The following is a 13,942-nucleotide window of genomic DNA, read 5'->3' as shown; positions in this document are numbered from 1 at the left end:
TTTACGTAGACTGTTGAGCAATCAGCGCTTCAACCAATTCTCGGCTAAAACAGCCTTCGGGATTGCGGGCCGTGGGTAGCGCATGCCGAAAAGAAACGTAATAGTCTTGCTGAGATTCTTCAAACAGTCGGCGTAACTCCATGACTGGGTTAACATGATCATCCACCCGCAAATCTAAATAGGCGTACACTTCAGTATGCACTACATACAGCGCGGCAGATTGTCGGCCTCGTTTATCACCACCTGCGGACTGTCCTGCTTCGAGCGCCAGCAGCAACCGATCGACAAACCTTACCGGACTATTGTCTTGGTAAACGGTCGCCGATCGGCTAGCCACCCTCGCAGGAAGTAGTAAACCGTGGTCAGATACTCGTTCACCACCCGTGAGGTAATCACCAGCGCCTCTGCACTCGGAATTAGATCGGTGAGGGCGGCCAACTCCCAGCCCCGCTGTAGCTGAAACACGTAGAAGTCGGTAGGGCAGGGGATGACTTCAAAGTACAACCGCCGAAAGGTGGAACTGGCTCGCCGGGCCATAATCACTGGCGTCACGAGCACAATTGGAATCCGGGCGCTGATTGACCCAGAAGACGGCAGCTCGCGCACGCCATTGTCACAAACGGCAAACAGCCGACACTCTATATTCTGGCTTTGCGGATCGAGAATGCGGCGGGCCTCAATTGCGCTAGTGCGAGGATCCACCCCAATTCGATCGAGTTTGATCTGGCTTTGGGGCACTCCATTGCGGGTTAATAGCGCAATCACCGCCTGGTCTTCGCTGGTTAAGGGGCGTCCGCGTGAATCAACCGGCTGCGGACCAATGCTGACAATGACGAGTGGGTTGTTACCGCGTTGTGTCCGGGTGGTGTATAGCTCAGCGGCATAGAGCAAACGCGCTTGCAGCGTGATGCTAATCCCATCGCCAGAACGGGTCATCTGGGTGCGGATGCGAGCGGCTGGATCAATCGGGACAGAGCCATCCCCCAGAACGACAATCGCCTGCACGGCTCGTGGGTTAGAAACTTCCTGTCGCCGAATTGCTTCCATCACCGAGCGCTGTTCGGTTTGGGCCGTCAGTAAATAGGCTGTGACTGGCAAACTGAAGATCAACAGAATCACAAAGGCGGCAATTACCTGGTTCGCTTTAATTTTTCCTGGTCCCTCAGCCAGTGCATAGGCCAGCAAAACCAGGACTAAACCTAAGGGCCGTAAAGGAAAGGAAAGGATGGCCCACAGGATGCCAACAGTGCGATTGCCGGGCTGAATGAAGGCCATCACGATCAGGGCAATCAGAACGGCAACGCCAAACCAGGCAAAGTACTGGGTATTGTAAATTTTGGGCCAAAATGCCCGCAGCAGGTAGTAAAGCCCTACCAGAAGCAAAATCTGAGTAATCAGTTCAAACATCGCCGCTTTTCCTTCCACCTCCGGCGCGAGCCACAGTCGGCAGTAGACTCACACAAACCTGTTTAACTCTACTGAAACTAGAGCCAAATCAACCATGCGCTTGTGGGAATTTTAGGAAATTTATCGCGGCAGAGAGTTAGAAGCAGGATAGAGAACAGGCTACGCGAGCATGCATGCGGCATCAGGGGGTAGCCCCGACAGTTGACCAAATTTAGATAGGCGCTTAGTAGGCTCCCGACTTATTGATTAGAACCCAGATCGTTTGCCAGATTAGCGCCAGATCGTAAACCGGACTCCAGCGGTGCTGATACCGCAGATCCAAATCGACAATTTCCTCAAAATCTTTGATCGCAGAGCGACCGTTGACCTGCCATTCACCCGTTAGCCCCGGTTTTACATTTAGCCGCAACCAATGGCGAGCTTCATAGCGGCTAACCTCATCGCGAGTTGGGGGACGAGTGCCGACCAAGCTCATGTCGCCCTTCAGCACATTCCAAAACTGGGGCAGCTCATCCAGGCTAGTTTTGCGCAAGAAGCGGTCCACTCGTGTTTCAAGACTACAAGCTGATTCCTAGACGCACCGTGGCTGAAAACGTGGCCTTTGTGCTGTGGGCACAGGGCTTTACCCGCAAGGAAATTCACCGTCGCCTGATGCCGACTCTGCGTATGGTGGGGCTACAGAATAAAGCCAACTGTTTTCCCGATCAGCTATCGGGTGGAGAACAGCAGCGGGTCAGCATTGCCCGTGCCGTAGTCGGAACGCCGCGAATTTTGCTGGCCGACGAACCGACCGGCAACCTCGACCCCGACAACTCGATGCAGGTGATCAACATTCTGCGCCGCCTTCATACTGTTGGCATTACGGTGATTATCACCACCCATGATGAGCATCTGGTGCGCCAATCCACCTATCCGGTCGTGCAGATCCGCGAAGGGCGCTTGTTTCGAGTGCGTGGGTAAGCAATGCCCAACCAGTCTAAGAGGAGGGAGTTGCACCGCTTTCCACTGGAGTCGTTTCTTCGGGAAGGGCCAGTAGGGGTGGCACTGTTTTAGAAGTCCGGATACGGTCAGCCGTGCCTTTGATGAAGCTGGCGATGGGTACGGCAATGAACAGACCGAGGGCGCCCTTCAGCTTAAAGCCAATAAACACCGAGATTAGCATCCAGACTGGGTTGAGTCCGGTCATTTCACCCACAATTCGGGGACCAATCACATTCTCGCTAATCTGATTCACGATCAGACATACGACTAAAACCTTGGCCCCCAGCCAAACGCTTTGCAGCGACGCCAGCAGACTCACGGTGATGATGCCTAGGGTACCGCCAAAGGGAACCAAACTCGCTGCGCCAATCGTAAACCCAAATAGCAGCGCCAAGGGCACGCCCATAATAAACAGAGCAATCGTCTGCACGCTAGCTAGAATGGCTGCAAGCGTCGCCTGTCCGGCAATGTAGCGCTCAAAGTTATCCGGCAAATATTCCCGCACTTGCAGATTCCAGGACGCCGGGAGCCAACCTAGCACACCGTTCCACAGCTCCTGCCCCCGCAGCACTAGAAACACCGACAGCACCACGGTCAAAAACACATTCACAATGCTGCCAATCGTATTGAAAATCAGATTGACTAACTGGCGCGTAAACGAACGCAGGGCGATCGTCAGCCGGTCTACCGATTGGGTAATGGCGCTGCTGACATCAATCGGCAACTGCTGCGCCTTCGCCCAGGTCTCCACCGTTTTCACCTGCTGTTTACCGGATTCGATCCAGTCTGGCAACCGGGTCAGCAGTTCGTTGGCTTGTTGGATAATCAGCGGCCCCAACACCAAGACCAGCAGCACTAGTAGCAGCAGAAACAAGAGGAACACGAGTCCTATGGCAATGCCGCGCTTGGCACCGAGCTGCTCTAAAAACCGAATCGGATAGTCGAGTAGAAACGCAATCAGCGTCGCGGTGATCAAAATACTGACCAGCGGCTCTAGCTTGTCAACCAACAGCAACAGCAGCCAGCCGTTGAGAAAAATCAGTGGAAACGCCAAACCAACGCCATACCAGCGGGGCAGCTTGTTAGCAAACTGGAACATAGGCACCCAAGCGCACGAGCAGAATTATGCCCCTAGGATGCCATAGACCGGCCAATTCTGGTAGGGGTGAAGCATTTGATGCAAAGCCTTCCGCGGTAGGGTTCCAAGCTGTAGGGGCGCACAATGCCAGTAATGTCCAAATTTTTGGTAATGGTGTATTGATTGCGAAATTGCAATAAGTCGTTGAAGCTAGGATAATCGGGTTGCAGCAGTTTAATAATCACTGGGCGCTGACTGGACTGCTGCACGGCTCGATACACGACGGTTCGAGTCCCGACATAGAGTTGCTCAACGATGGAGTAGCCAACAAGGTCAGGTGACGGGCCAGGTGATAGATTGGGACATGCACTGGTCGGTAACATGGCAGCAGGCAATAATTCCAGTTTGCTAAAACCACTTCTAACATTCCCAAGAATTCAGTGGTTTCATCGGCCTTCACCTACTGGACATCTGCTGGGCATCTATCTATTCCTGTCAGTCATGAAATAAGTCATCTGGCGGCAGTTTGAACGGATTTTCGACTTCGGCTGTCGATTTGGTGTTGTGGAGTTTAGCCTGCTGATTGGTCGGGTAATCATCGCGATGATTGCGGTGATTGGGACTGCGCCATTGATCCAGAATATCTTTGACCAGAATTTCTTGAATAAAGGTTTTGGCGATCACGGCCAGTGGTAAGGCCAGCAAGAGTCCTAGAAAGCCAAAAAAGCGAGCAAACACTAACTGGGCGGCTAGCGTCATAGCGGGCAGCAGCGAAACCTGGTTTGCCATAATCGTTGGCGTGATCAGGTAGGCTTCTAGATTTTGAATCACGATATAGAGAATCAATACAGCCAGCACTTTCCAAGGCGCATCTAGAGCTGCCACCGTGAGCGGAAACACCATGCTCAGCGTCGGTCCAATGTTGGGAATGAAGTTGAGTAACCCTGCCAACAGCGCCTGAGCCAGCACGAATTCAATTTGCAGTGCCCATAGTCCGATCGCTGATAGGAGAGCCACGACGGTAGAGCTAATCAAGGCTCCGCCTAGCCAGCTTCCTAAAGCTACTTCGCATTTGCCCAGCACGGTATCGATCCGCTCACGGTAAAAGGCTGGAAAAAGCTGAACAACAGCATAACGATAGGCGAGTGGATTAGCCAGTAACATCAAGGTAAAGACGATGAGCAATAGCCCCTGTAACAGAACAGCCAGCGATCCAGAGAAAATAGCGAAGAAGTTAGGCAAAACATCGCGCAAAAATGGCTGAATTTCATCGATCAGGCGAGAAGGACTGGGTAATTCCACATCCGTCAACCAGTCCGGCCGATTGTTCAGCAACGTTTCTACCCAGGACACCACCCGCAAGAACCCAACCGGCACTAGCGCACCCAGTTCCAAGAGCTGATCCACAAACGGCGGCACAATCAAGTAGAAAATCAGAAAGGTCAGCAGAAGCGATAAGCTAACGGTTAGTAAGACCGCTCTGCCTCGCGACATCCCTAGTTTTTGCAGTTGTCGAGCCACCGCATTCAGGGCGATTGCCAACACCACTGCTGTAAAGACTAGCAGCAGCACCTGACGAATCTGCCACAAAAACACCAGCACAATAACCAGGCAAAGAAAACTGAGCCATTGACCAAGATTCACTGCGTTGACTCCCGACTCCTAACAGACAGTAGACCGACAGGCTTATTCTAATAGTAAGTTTTGAGTTTTAAGTTTTGAGTTTTGGTGGCGTAGCCTGGGCTTACCGTATTTCTAGCCTGCAATACACTACGGAAATTCAAGGAGAAGATTTTGAGCTAGATCTGCTGATGCAGGGACCCTATGTGGGAATTGTCTTCCGGTTTTAAATCCAAGACTTACGCAAGCACCATGAGAATGGAGCTATTGTCAATAAACATAGCTCCGAGTTATCCTGTCTCCACAGCAATCGCTGACGTTACCTTGCTCCTACCAATTGGCGAGCCGTATCCTGCTGCTTCTGCCAGACCGAGCGGCCTGTAATTAGCTCAACTACATCCATGCCGTTGCCAATCACACCGGGCACACTGGGGTAGCCGGCACTGGCTCCAACCAAGAAAAGATTGGGAATTTCGGTGGTATAGCCGAGGCGATTCAGCCCTACCTGTTGCGGAATCAGCTTGGCTCCGTAGATATTGCCCTGGGGTTGTCCCAGATAGTATTCGCTCGTGGTTGGGGTACCGTAGACCTTCATACGGGCATAGGCATCTACATCGGGGATTAAATCGCGCACACTGGTCATGATTTGTTTGTAGACTTCCCGTTTTTTCGCTTTATAGGCATTCAAATCAGTTTTGTGGAGTTGTTCAAATGGTTCATAGGGGCAGACCGTAGCAATTTCCAAAACATGATGACCAGGAGGGGCCATACCTGGCTCTTGGGATTTCATCGTAGGGCAGGATAGAAAGATCCAAGGATGGCTGAGATCACCTTGCAGTTGTTTTTGGTATTCCTGGTTCAAATTCCCCGTAGGATAGTACCAGATATTCCAGTTGCCAATGCCATAGCGTTCAGGCTGAAAGCGGCTATCTAAGCCCAGATAAATATTGAATGCACTGGCTGAATATTGATATCCAGTCAAACGCTGATGTTCACGTGGACTGAAACCATCGGTTTGATGCATCAGCGCCACCGTGAGTTTGGGATCCAGGTCGCTGATGTAGGCATGTTTGGCATGGTAGATAGTGCCATCGGTGGTGGTGACATGTTGCACCTGACGGCCACAGACTTCGATATGCTCGACCGGGGTTGACAGCCGCACCATTCCTCCTCTAGCGGTAATGGCATCCACAATGGTATCTACGAGATGGTGAAAGTGATGTTTGGGATAATAGGCTCCTTCAGAATAGTCCCAAACTAACGATGTGTGGGTCAGGAGGGCAATTTCATTCGGCGGTAGCGCGTAGTCACCGCTTTGCCCTGCCAGCAGATTTTGCAGCTTGGGTGAGAGGCCAATATGGTCATACAGATCTTGCAGCGTCCAGTTCCGCTTAGTGAACAGGTTCCAGTATTTGGGCAGCTTCAACCAATCCGACCACTTTTGGTCATACCAGCGCACGTCTCGCACCAGGTTGTGAATCTCTTGATGCAGGTGGCGAATCTCATCGCAGTAGCGGTTGATCGCCGCTCTTTCATCTGGAAACGTGGCCAACAGGCGCGCCCGTAGGGCTTCCCAGCCCAGTGGAATTTTGAAATCCACTTCGGGCGTAATCACCCGATCAATACAATCGGGATCTAGCGAGTTGAAGGGGATTGGCCGTTCCAGATAGTTGAGGAATTGATCGATAGTTTGTCCGGGGCCGCATTGAGAAATGTAATGCACATCGGCACAGAAGCGATACTCACCGTAATCGGGGCTGTTTGAATCCGGGCATAGCGAATGATGCCATTGCGGTGCAGAAACCGAACGTCGTTGTAGATGCTGCCTTGTGCAGCAACAGAATCGGCTTGCCATTGGGCTAACATCCACTGAGAATCATCGGGGTGGATAAACTGCATCCAGCTGTAGCCCAACGATTCGTCTAACGAAAAGCCGCCTATTTCTTGGGCACGCCGATTGGTGTAGGTGATGTAGCCCTGGGCATCGGCCATGAAAATCCCGATCGGCGCCGCTTCACTGAGGGAACGAAATTTGGCTTCACTGGTGCGGAGTGCGGTTTCAGCCCGTTTGCGGTCTCGGATGTCTACCAATGTGGAGCGACTTCTGACGTACTGGCCTGCGGCATCTGTGAGGGCGGTAGCATTGACCTCTACCGGCAAGATCGAGCCATCTTTGCACTTGACTTCAAACTCCAGATTGTTGATCCAGCCCTGCTCGACAAATTTGGGAAAGTTCGTGAAGAAACTCTGCTGACTGTTGGGAGTTAAAAGTTCGGTATAGAGCCTACCAATTACTTCAGAACGATCATAACCCAACCACTTTAACTCGGTATCGTTGATGCGAATTAATCGTCCCTCTGCATCCAGCGAATGATAACCACAGGGCGCATGGTTATAGAGGTCTTCTACTTCATCGACATATTGTTTAATCGCAATTTCTGCCCGCTGACGCTGTCGAATTTCCTGTTCTAGCAACGCATAGATCAGCGTTAGTAAAGCGAAACTGAAGCCATACCCCAGAACATTGAACAGGTTGGTCACAGATAGGATGATGTTCGTGGCTTGAGCGCGCTGCTGTAATAGAGTCTGTTCCTCCTCCTCCATAGTCTTGAGGAGCGTTTGGATCCCCTGCTGCATCTGGATATCCTGACGGGTTAACGCCGCCTGTTCCTCTGTGGCTGTGGGAGGTAGCTGAATGGATTGTTGCAGTAAGCGCATCCGCTGCTCAATTAGGGGATTCACCAGAGCTAAGCGCTGTTGTTGACGGGAGTTGTCTGCCGTGAGGCTGTCTAAGCGCTGCAAGGAGGCTTGGGTGCCTTGAATACCCTGGCGGTAGATTTGCAAAAATTCCTGGTCTTGGGTCAATCTATAAGCCCGCCGTCCTCGCTCTGCATTTTGGAGGCCATCCTCAACATCTTGAATCGTTCCCAACACCTGATAGGTATGTTCCACCCAATAGCGATTGGCGGCCAATTGTCGCGTGTTGAGATAGGAGGCCGTCCCAACTCCACAAAGTAATAGGAGAGAGATGCCCAAGCCGCCGCGCAGCAGGAGCTTATCTTGGAGCCAGCACCGGGACGCAATGAACCTGGAGAATTGTTGCTTCATTGTTCTATGCATTCTTCAATGTCCTTGCCCGTTTGCTCTCGAAAGCCTGCCCGTTTTAGCCGTCGCACAATCCGCTCGGTGACTTCGTGGGCAGCGGCTGATTTGGATATGTAGTCATCGGCTCCGGCGATAAACGCTTGGTCAATTTGCTCAGACTGGCTGTGGCTAGAAAGAAACACAATTGGGAGTCTAGACCAGTAGAGATCGCTACGCACAACGCGACAGAGCTGGAGGCCATCCAAGTCGGGCATCTCTAAATCTAGAATCACCGCTCCGGCTCCGGCAACTCAACCCACCCAACCTTCTGTGACTCAGCCGCCGACCACTCAGCCCGACCTCACCCAGCCTCAAACCGAGTCGGATGCCACTACCCAGCCTACCCAACCCGCCGCTCCCGACAGTACGACCGTTCCCCCAACTGGCTCTGATTCTGGTGTTGGTCAGTAGGATGCCTGTCTCACCTCAGCGGGGCCGAAATAGATGGGTATGTTCTGGGCTATAGAGCCTGGACCGAGTCGGGTGGGCCGACTGGCTGCTGTTTAAGGCGGGACTGATTAGATAGAGCGTTGTGCGGATCAGGTTTTCCTGGGCGGTTAGGGCCGCCATTTCCTCTAGGGGGACGATCCAGATCTTCTCATCTGGCCAGCCGAGCCGAAAGCAAACTGCGACTGGCGTTTCAGCCGGATAGTGTTCGAGCAGTTTGGCTTGGGCCATTTCGACATGGCGGGCACTCAAGTAAAGGCACAGGCTGGCGCGATGAGACGCTAAAGCAGCCAATTCTTCGGTTTCTGGCACCTGAGTGCGGCCGCTGATTCGGGTCAAGATAATCGTCTGCACCAGTTCCGGGACAGTTAGCTCAACATTGAGCTTGGCCGCAGCGGCTTGAAAGGCACTAATGCCGGGAATCACCTCAAACGGAATGGCGGCGGCAGCAAGCGCCTGGATCTGCTCATGAATGGCGCTGTAGAGGCTGGGATCGCCCGATTGCAGACGAGCTACCGATTTACCAGCCCGCACCTGCTCGATCATCAAGGGCAGAATGTCTTCCAGAGTTTTGTTCGCGGTAGGAATCACGTCTGCGTCTGGACGGACCCATTGCAGGATTTGCTTGGGCACCAGGGAATCGGCAAACAGAATCACATCCGCCTGCATCAGCAGTTTCTGAGCCTTGATGGTCAGGAGGTCGGGATCGCCCGGTCCAGCTCCGATCAGGTAAACGGCAGGGGCTAGCTTTGTTTTTAACTCACTCATTTCCGTATATTTGGCTAAAGGATTGGCTCAAGCATACTGCCTCACGGCTGTGCAGAAAATTGGCTTGATGCGGTGATCTCTGTAAAATCTTTGACAATTTGCCGCCAAATTTAAAAGGTTGATGAAACGCCTCGGTTATTTCGGACACATCCCCGATCTTGAGTAAAAGTGGATGGTAGATGCACCCTGATTCATACCCCGGAGGAAACTCTGGGGTTTTTCTTTGGGTTTTGGTTGGGAGTGGGGCGAGGTCGCTTTAGCCACACCGTGGGCTGGTATCACGAAGGTGGCTTAGACGATGAAACCCGCTTGGCCTCAGCTGGAGTGACAACATCAGGCAGAGGACGATTGCGGCCATAGAGCCAGAACAGCCCTAGCCCACCAATCGCAATGCAAACCAAACTTACCACCTGAGCAATGCGCAGTGGCCCCAGCATTAAACTGTCCATACGCAATCCCTCAATCCAAAAGCGGCCCATGCTGTAGCCAATTAAATAGACCAGAAACAGCGTGCCAGTTTTGAGCTGCTTTTCTGACTTCAGCCCCCGAAAGAACAGCGTCATCAGCAGGGCAAAGACACCCAGGTTCCACAGCGACTCGTAGAGAAAGGTGGGATGGAAATAGTCGAACTGAGTATAGCCTGCAGGCCTCAGCTCCGGCCGCCTCAAGTTCAGCCGCCGCCAATCCACGCTGCTGGACCAGCTCCGCCACTTTCCACTCGGCGCACACGACGACGGCCCCGACGCCCTCGAACTCGTCGTCACCCGCGCCGTCGAACGCCGAACAGCGAAGTTCGGGCGGTACGTGATGTGAGAGATCATCGCCTGGTGGTCGCAGTTCGTCGATCGATCCCGGCTACGCACCCGGAACCGGGGTGGACACGACGACCGACCACGCGCTTTCCAGAGGCTTGACCGCGTGAGGAAGGATCGGTAAGATATTCTTACCAGTAGAAAGGACGCCCATGACCACACGCATCAAGTCCGATGAGGCCGTCGAGCGGATCGTACACGAACTCCTGGGCCGTGGAGGCCATCCGTCTTCCGTGCGAGACGGCGACAACCTCATGCAGGCGGGACTCACCAGCCAAGACGGCGTTGAGATGGCTTGCGACTTGGAGGCGCGATTGGGCATCATCGTCCCAGGCGACTTCAACCCACTCGTCCACGAGAGCGGAAGCCGCATGCGCACGCTCGGTGAACTCAAGGCGTGGGCCCGCGCCCAGCAGCCGACCACGGCGAAGAAGGGAGGCTGAAAGAATGGACGAAGCAGTCGTACAACGTGAAGCTATCGCGCGGCGGCTCCGTGTCGCGCGTGAGCAGGCCGGCCTGAGTCAGGGACAGGTGGCCAAGCTCATGAGCTGGCACCGCCCTACCGTCAGCCAGATCGAGGCCGGTCAGCGACGGGTCAGCGCCGAAGAGCTCGCCTCGCTCGCCAAACACTACTGCGTCTCGGTGTCGTGGTTGGCGAAGACCGGAGAACCAGACCAGGACCAGGCCGACCCCCAGCTCGAGCTCGCGGCGAAGGAACTCGGGAGGCTCAAGCCCGACGACCTCCAACGCGTCATCAAGCTGCTCACCGCCCTTAAGAAGAGAGGGGGTGGCCATGGCGATCACCGTTGATGTCGCCCGCCTGGCGCTCCGCAAGGCTATCGAGACCCGCAAGCGATTGGCGATCCCGATGGACCACGCCGTCTGCGCTGTGGACGTCGCGCAGCAACTCGACCTCGAAGTGTGGTTCAAGCCGCTCGCGAGCCTGGCGGGGATGTACTCCGGGGCAGACGACCCGACGATCATCATCGGATCGGACCGCCCCGCCGGCTACCAGGCATCCGTCTGCTCGCACGAGATCGGTCACCATGTGTTTGGGCATGGAACCAGAGTCGATGAGTATGTCGAGGGCGCCGGTCGCGCCAGATCTGACGACCCAGACGAGTCCCTCGCGAACCTCTTCGGCAGTCACCTCCTCATGCCTCAGGCCGCGGTCGCTCGCGTGTTTGCGGCGCGTGGATGGTCGTTGAAACACCCGACGCCCGAGCAGGTCTACATCGCCGCCGGATACCTCGGCGTGGGTTACCAGGCACTCGTCCATCACCTTCGATGGACGATCCGCTCATTGGCCGGAAGTGTCTTCGACCATCTGCTCGGGTTCCAGGCCAAGGACATCCGTCAGTCGCTCCGCGGCCGTGCCACGCCGCAGAACCTCATCGTTGTGGACGTTCACTGGCTGGACCGCCCCATTGATCTGGTGGCCGGAGACTTGGCGTTTCTGCCCACCGGTTGAAGTTTACGCCTGCGGGTGGCAAAGTAGCGATTCGGGCCTATCGGTTAGAGTCGAGTGATCTTCTGCCCAGCCATGTGCGAATTGAGGTTTCGGATACGGGGATTGGCATCGACCCAGAAGACCAGAAGGCAATTTTTGATCGGTTTTTCCGAGTTGAGAACCGAGTGCATACGCTAGAAGGAACTGGCCTAGGGCTATCGATTGTGCGCAATATTATCGAAAAGCACCAGAGCGCAGTTCATCTAGTCAGTGAAGTCGGCGTTGGCACCACCTTCTGGTTTGACCTGAGCGTGGTTCCGGAGAGCTGTCCCTTAATTGAAGCTAAAACGCAGGAAGTGGGGAAGATTTGAAGCAGTTTTGAGTTAAGCAAACCAATAGCAAAGTGAGTGGTTGAAGCAAAAGTCAGTCTGTGAATCCGACTCTCGCTACCAACCACTCACTCGGTTTAGGCTATGAAATCACTCAACCAAAGGTTGAAATGAACGGCTTACGGCATCGGATGAAAGAGCAGATCGGGGAAGAACCGATTGAACTCAATCAGGATGCCAGCAGTAATGAACATCCAGACCGTAAGCAGCACCGGAGCAGTGGATAAATATTTCAGCAGATATTGCATAGCGAACTCCAAAATCAAAGGACTGGGGTTACTTTAGCGGGGTGAAACGGGAATTTCACTGTCTTTTGCAGCCAATTCACCGGTAGTAAGCTCTTTCAGCGCTGCCAGCGGCCAAGCGAAGCCAGTCAGCATGAACTTGATCGCACGAGGCACGTCGATGATCACTTCCTTCATTTCAGGATCTTTCTCACCGCGTACCGAGATCAGATAGGCACGACCAACCCAGCCGATCCAGCCTGCAATATAGAGGAACAGGATACTAGGAATCAGAAACTCACCGGCATGGCTAAGGCGGCCATCTACAACCAGGTGAGGTAGACCTTCGGGTCCACAGAGAACCTGTGAGTTAGCATAATTTTGAAACCGCTCTTTCGCTTGAGGCGTCTTTGCATTTGCCGCCCGCTGCAAGAACGCTTTGGACTCACCACAGGGGGTCAAATTAGCTACATCTGCCGATGCAGGAGCGCTAAACGTAACCCACAGGAAAAGAACAAGCACTAGAGCAAACAATTTTCGCATGGAATTGTTTCCCTTTATTTACAAAAAGCAGAGATTTCGTACAAAACGTTAAGTAATTCGCACAAAAAAATTGGGCTGTGAGAGCAATCATACCCCCAAGGTCTGCCCAGTAAAGTTAAGCTCTTAAAAGAAGTTTACTTAATTGTTGGCAATTGTCGGCGACAGCCCGGAGTTTGCCTATTCACGTCCCTGGTTTATCCCTATGTCAACCGTCTTAGCAATTGAAACAAGCTGCGATGAGACTGCTGTAGCCATTGTGCAAGAGCGGCAAATTTTGAGCAACGTCGTCTCTTCCCAAATTCAGGTGCATCAGCCCTATGGTGGCGTTGTACCAGAAGTGGCGTCGCGGCAGCATGTAGAAATGGTGAACTGGGCGGTTGAGCAGGCTCTACAGCAGGCCGATTTGGATTGGTCTGGCATTGATGGCGTTGCGGCCACCTGTGCACCGGGGTTGGTTGGAGCCTTGCTAGTCGGGGTGACAGCGGCTAAAACCTGCGGTCGGCCTGCAAGATCTGCCCGATCTTCAGCGTCAGGGCTTCCAGAATTTGCTCTAACAGCGACTCTAGGGCATCGTTGTTGATCAGATCAATGGCGCGAAGAAAATGACCAAACTCACTAGTGATTTGATCCAAAAACTGACGAAACTGGTCAATAGGTAGATCTCGCACCCGGTTGGTTAAATCACCCTTACGGTTCACAAGCGAAAAAGCAGCCAACATACCATCGGGAGAGCGTGTAGGGGGCATAACTCAGACAGGGAACAGAGTACGGACGGGAAGCTCTGCCAAAACGAACCAGTCAGATCAGCGAACCGAAGCCAAGTCAACTGAAGCCAAGCAAACTAAACAACGAGCAAACTGAACAACGAGCAAACTGAAAATGAGGAACACAGAGTCCAGGCCAGACTCACAGAGCGAATGCAAACACCTGGGCGGTCCCAGTGGGGATTCGGTAGTACCGACATTCCACAATCCTAGACGAATCCAATGAAGCTCAGCGAATCACAGAACCGGTGGTCAGAACTTGATGACTAGAACTTGCAATTAGAACTGGCTAGACGCTGCTCCTTGCTGAGGCAA

General features: G+C 53.4%; 19 protein-coding genes and 1 pseudogene. 7 read left to right on the top strand and 13 right to left on the bottom strand.

Going from position 1 to position 13,942, the window contains the following annotated elements; all coding sequences use genetic code 11:
• Position 1: 1 nt before the first annotated feature.
• From JVX88_RS27560 to JVX88_RS27555, 3 genes and pseudogenes are all read right to left on the bottom strand, one after another.
• Positions 2-445, bottom strand: a complete 444-nt coding sequence (locus tag JVX88_RS27560) for a DUF1028 domain-containing protein (protein WP_225931748.1) — start codon at positions 443-445, stop codon at positions 2-4.
• A pseudogene (locus tag JVX88_RS39200) lies at positions 376-1,047 on the bottom strand (YdcF family protein); the annotation flags it as partial. The gene JVX88_RS27560 and the pseudogene JVX88_RS39200, both read right to left, overlap by 70 nt.
• Positions 1,048-1,630: 583 nt before the next feature.
• Positions 1,631-1,951 carry a sugar transferase gene (locus JVX88_RS27555; protein ID WP_211621765.1) on the bottom strand — a complete coding sequence of 107 codons (321 nt, stop codon included), beginning with the start codon at positions 1,949-1,951 and terminating at the stop codon, positions 1,631-1,633.
• 2 nt (positions 1,952-1,953) lie between these two features.
• On the opposite strand from JVX88_RS27555, the gene JVX88_RS27550 reads away from it, so the two are divergent.
• Complete coding sequence (locus JVX88_RS27550; RefSeq protein WP_317134458.1) at positions 1,954-2,367, top strand: cell division ATP-binding protein FtsE; 414 nt, start codon at positions 1,954-1,956, stop codon at positions 2,365-2,367.
• A gap of 16 nt (positions 2,368-2,383) precedes the next feature.
• Here JVX88_RS27550 and JVX88_RS27545 read toward each other — a convergent pair whose 3' ends face one another.
• The 6 genes from JVX88_RS27545 to JVX88_RS27520 form a co-directional block, all read right to left on the bottom strand.
• Complete coding sequence (locus JVX88_RS27545) at positions 2,384-3,487, bottom strand: AI-2E family transporter (protein ID WP_036002994.1); 1,104 nt, start codon at positions 3,485-3,487, stop codon at positions 2,384-2,386.
• 32 nt (positions 3,488-3,519) lie between these two features.
• Complete coding sequence (locus JVX88_RS27540) at positions 3,520-3,849, bottom strand: hypothetical protein (RefSeq protein WP_211621764.1); 330 nt, start codon at positions 3,847-3,849, stop codon at positions 3,520-3,522.
• Positions 3,850-3,961: 112 nt separating this feature from the next.
• A complete protein-coding gene (locus tag JVX88_RS27535; protein ID WP_211621763.1) occupies positions 3,962-5,110 on the bottom strand; it encodes an AI-2E family transporter in 1,149 nt (382 codons plus the stop codon).
• A 295-nt stretch (positions 5,111-5,405) separates the two neighbouring features.
• Positions 5,406-6,701, bottom strand: coding sequence for a phytoene desaturase family protein (locus tag JVX88_RS27530; protein WP_211621762.1), 1,296 nt, complete (start codon positions 6,699-6,701; stop codon positions 5,406-5,408).
• A 20-nt stretch (positions 6,702-6,721) separates the two neighbouring features.
• On the bottom strand, positions 6,722-8,194 hold the full coding sequence (locus JVX88_RS27525) for a PAS domain S-box protein (RefSeq protein ID WP_211621761.1): 1,473 nt from the start codon (positions 8,192-8,194) through the stop codon (positions 6,722-6,724).
• The gene (locus JVX88_RS27520; RefSeq protein ID WP_211621760.1) at positions 8,191-8,463 is read right to left on the bottom strand and encodes a PleD family two-component system response regulator; all 273 of its coding nucleotides are present in this window, start codon (positions 8,461-8,463) and stop codon (positions 8,191-8,193) included. Before JVX88_RS27520 ends, JVX88_RS27525 begins: the two co-directional genes overlap by 4 nt.
• Positions 8,464-8,500: 37 nt before the next feature.
• Between JVX88_RS27520 and JVX88_RS27515 the strand changes: the two genes are divergently transcribed.
• Positions 8,501-8,641 (top strand): hypothetical protein, encoded by a 141-nt coding sequence (locus JVX88_RS27515; RefSeq protein ID WP_211621759.1) that lies wholly within the window; start codon positions 8,501-8,503, stop codon positions 8,639-8,641.
• A gap of 15 nt (positions 8,642-8,656) precedes the next feature.
• Here the strand turns inward: JVX88_RS27515 and cobM are convergent, their stop codons facing one another.
• Positions 8,657-9,445: a precorrin-4 C(11)-methyltransferase gene (gene cobM, locus JVX88_RS27510; protein ID WP_211621758.1), complete on the bottom strand. Its 789-nt coding sequence runs from the start codon at positions 9,443-9,445 to the stop codon at positions 8,657-8,659.
• A gap of 278 nt (positions 9,446-9,723) precedes the next feature.
• On the bottom strand, positions 9,724-10,308 hold the full coding sequence (locus tag JVX88_RS39195; protein ID WP_317134457.1) for a prolipoprotein diacylglyceryl transferase family protein: 585 nt from the start codon (positions 10,306-10,308) through the stop codon (positions 9,724-9,726).
• Between the two features lie 101 nt (positions 10,309-10,409).
• On the opposite strand from JVX88_RS39195, the gene JVX88_RS27500 reads away from it, so the two are divergent.
• From JVX88_RS27500 to JVX88_RS27485, 4 genes are read left to right on the top strand one after another with little or no spacing between them, the layout of a single operon-like run.
• A complete protein-coding gene (locus JVX88_RS27500; RefSeq protein WP_211621757.1) occupies positions 10,410-10,700 on the top strand; it encodes an acyl carrier protein in 291 nt (96 codons plus the stop codon).
• Between the two features lie 4 nt (positions 10,701-10,704).
• A complete protein-coding gene (locus JVX88_RS27495; protein ID WP_211621756.1) occupies positions 10,705-11,067 on the top strand; it encodes a helix-turn-helix domain-containing protein in 363 nt (120 codons plus the stop codon).
• Positions 11,051-11,728: an ImmA/IrrE family metallo-endopeptidase gene (locus JVX88_RS27490; protein WP_211621755.1), complete on the top strand. Its 678-nt coding sequence runs from the start codon at positions 11,051-11,053 to the stop codon at positions 11,726-11,728. The genes JVX88_RS27495 and JVX88_RS27490 overlap by 17 nt, the downstream gene beginning before the upstream one ends.
• Positions 11,725-12,078 carry an ATP-binding protein gene (locus JVX88_RS27485; protein WP_317134456.1) on the top strand — a complete coding sequence of 118 codons (354 nt, stop codon included), beginning with the start codon at positions 11,725-11,727 and terminating at the stop codon, positions 12,076-12,078. The genes JVX88_RS27490 and JVX88_RS27485 overlap by 4 nt, the downstream gene beginning before the upstream one ends.
• A 137-nt stretch (positions 12,079-12,215) precedes the next feature.
• Here the strand turns inward: JVX88_RS27485 and psaJ are convergent, their stop codons facing one another.
• Positions 12,216-12,344, bottom strand: a complete 129-nt coding sequence (gene psaJ / locus JVX88_RS27480) for a photosystem I reaction center subunit IX (RefSeq protein WP_036004000.1) — start codon at positions 12,342-12,344, stop codon at positions 12,216-12,218.
• A 33-nt stretch (positions 12,345-12,377) separates the two neighbouring features.
• Positions 12,378-12,863 carry a Photosystem I reaction center subunit III gene (locus JVX88_RS27475; RefSeq protein ID WP_211621754.1) on the bottom strand — a complete coding sequence of 162 codons (486 nt, stop codon included), beginning with the start codon at positions 12,861-12,863 and terminating at the stop codon, positions 12,378-12,380.
• 202 nt (positions 12,864-13,065) lie between these two features.
• Between JVX88_RS27475 and JVX88_RS27470 the strand changes: the two genes are divergently transcribed.
• Positions 13,066-13,443, top strand: a complete 378-nt coding sequence (locus tag JVX88_RS27470; RefSeq protein WP_211621753.1) for a hypothetical protein — start codon at positions 13,066-13,068, stop codon at positions 13,441-13,443.
• Positions 13,444-13,942 lie beyond the last annotated feature (499 nt).

It is taken from the genome of Leptolyngbya sp. 7M, assembly GCF_018128485.1.
The sequence above is the reverse complement of the archived record's forward strand: the minus strand, read 5'-3'. Positions and strand labels throughout refer to the sequence as shown.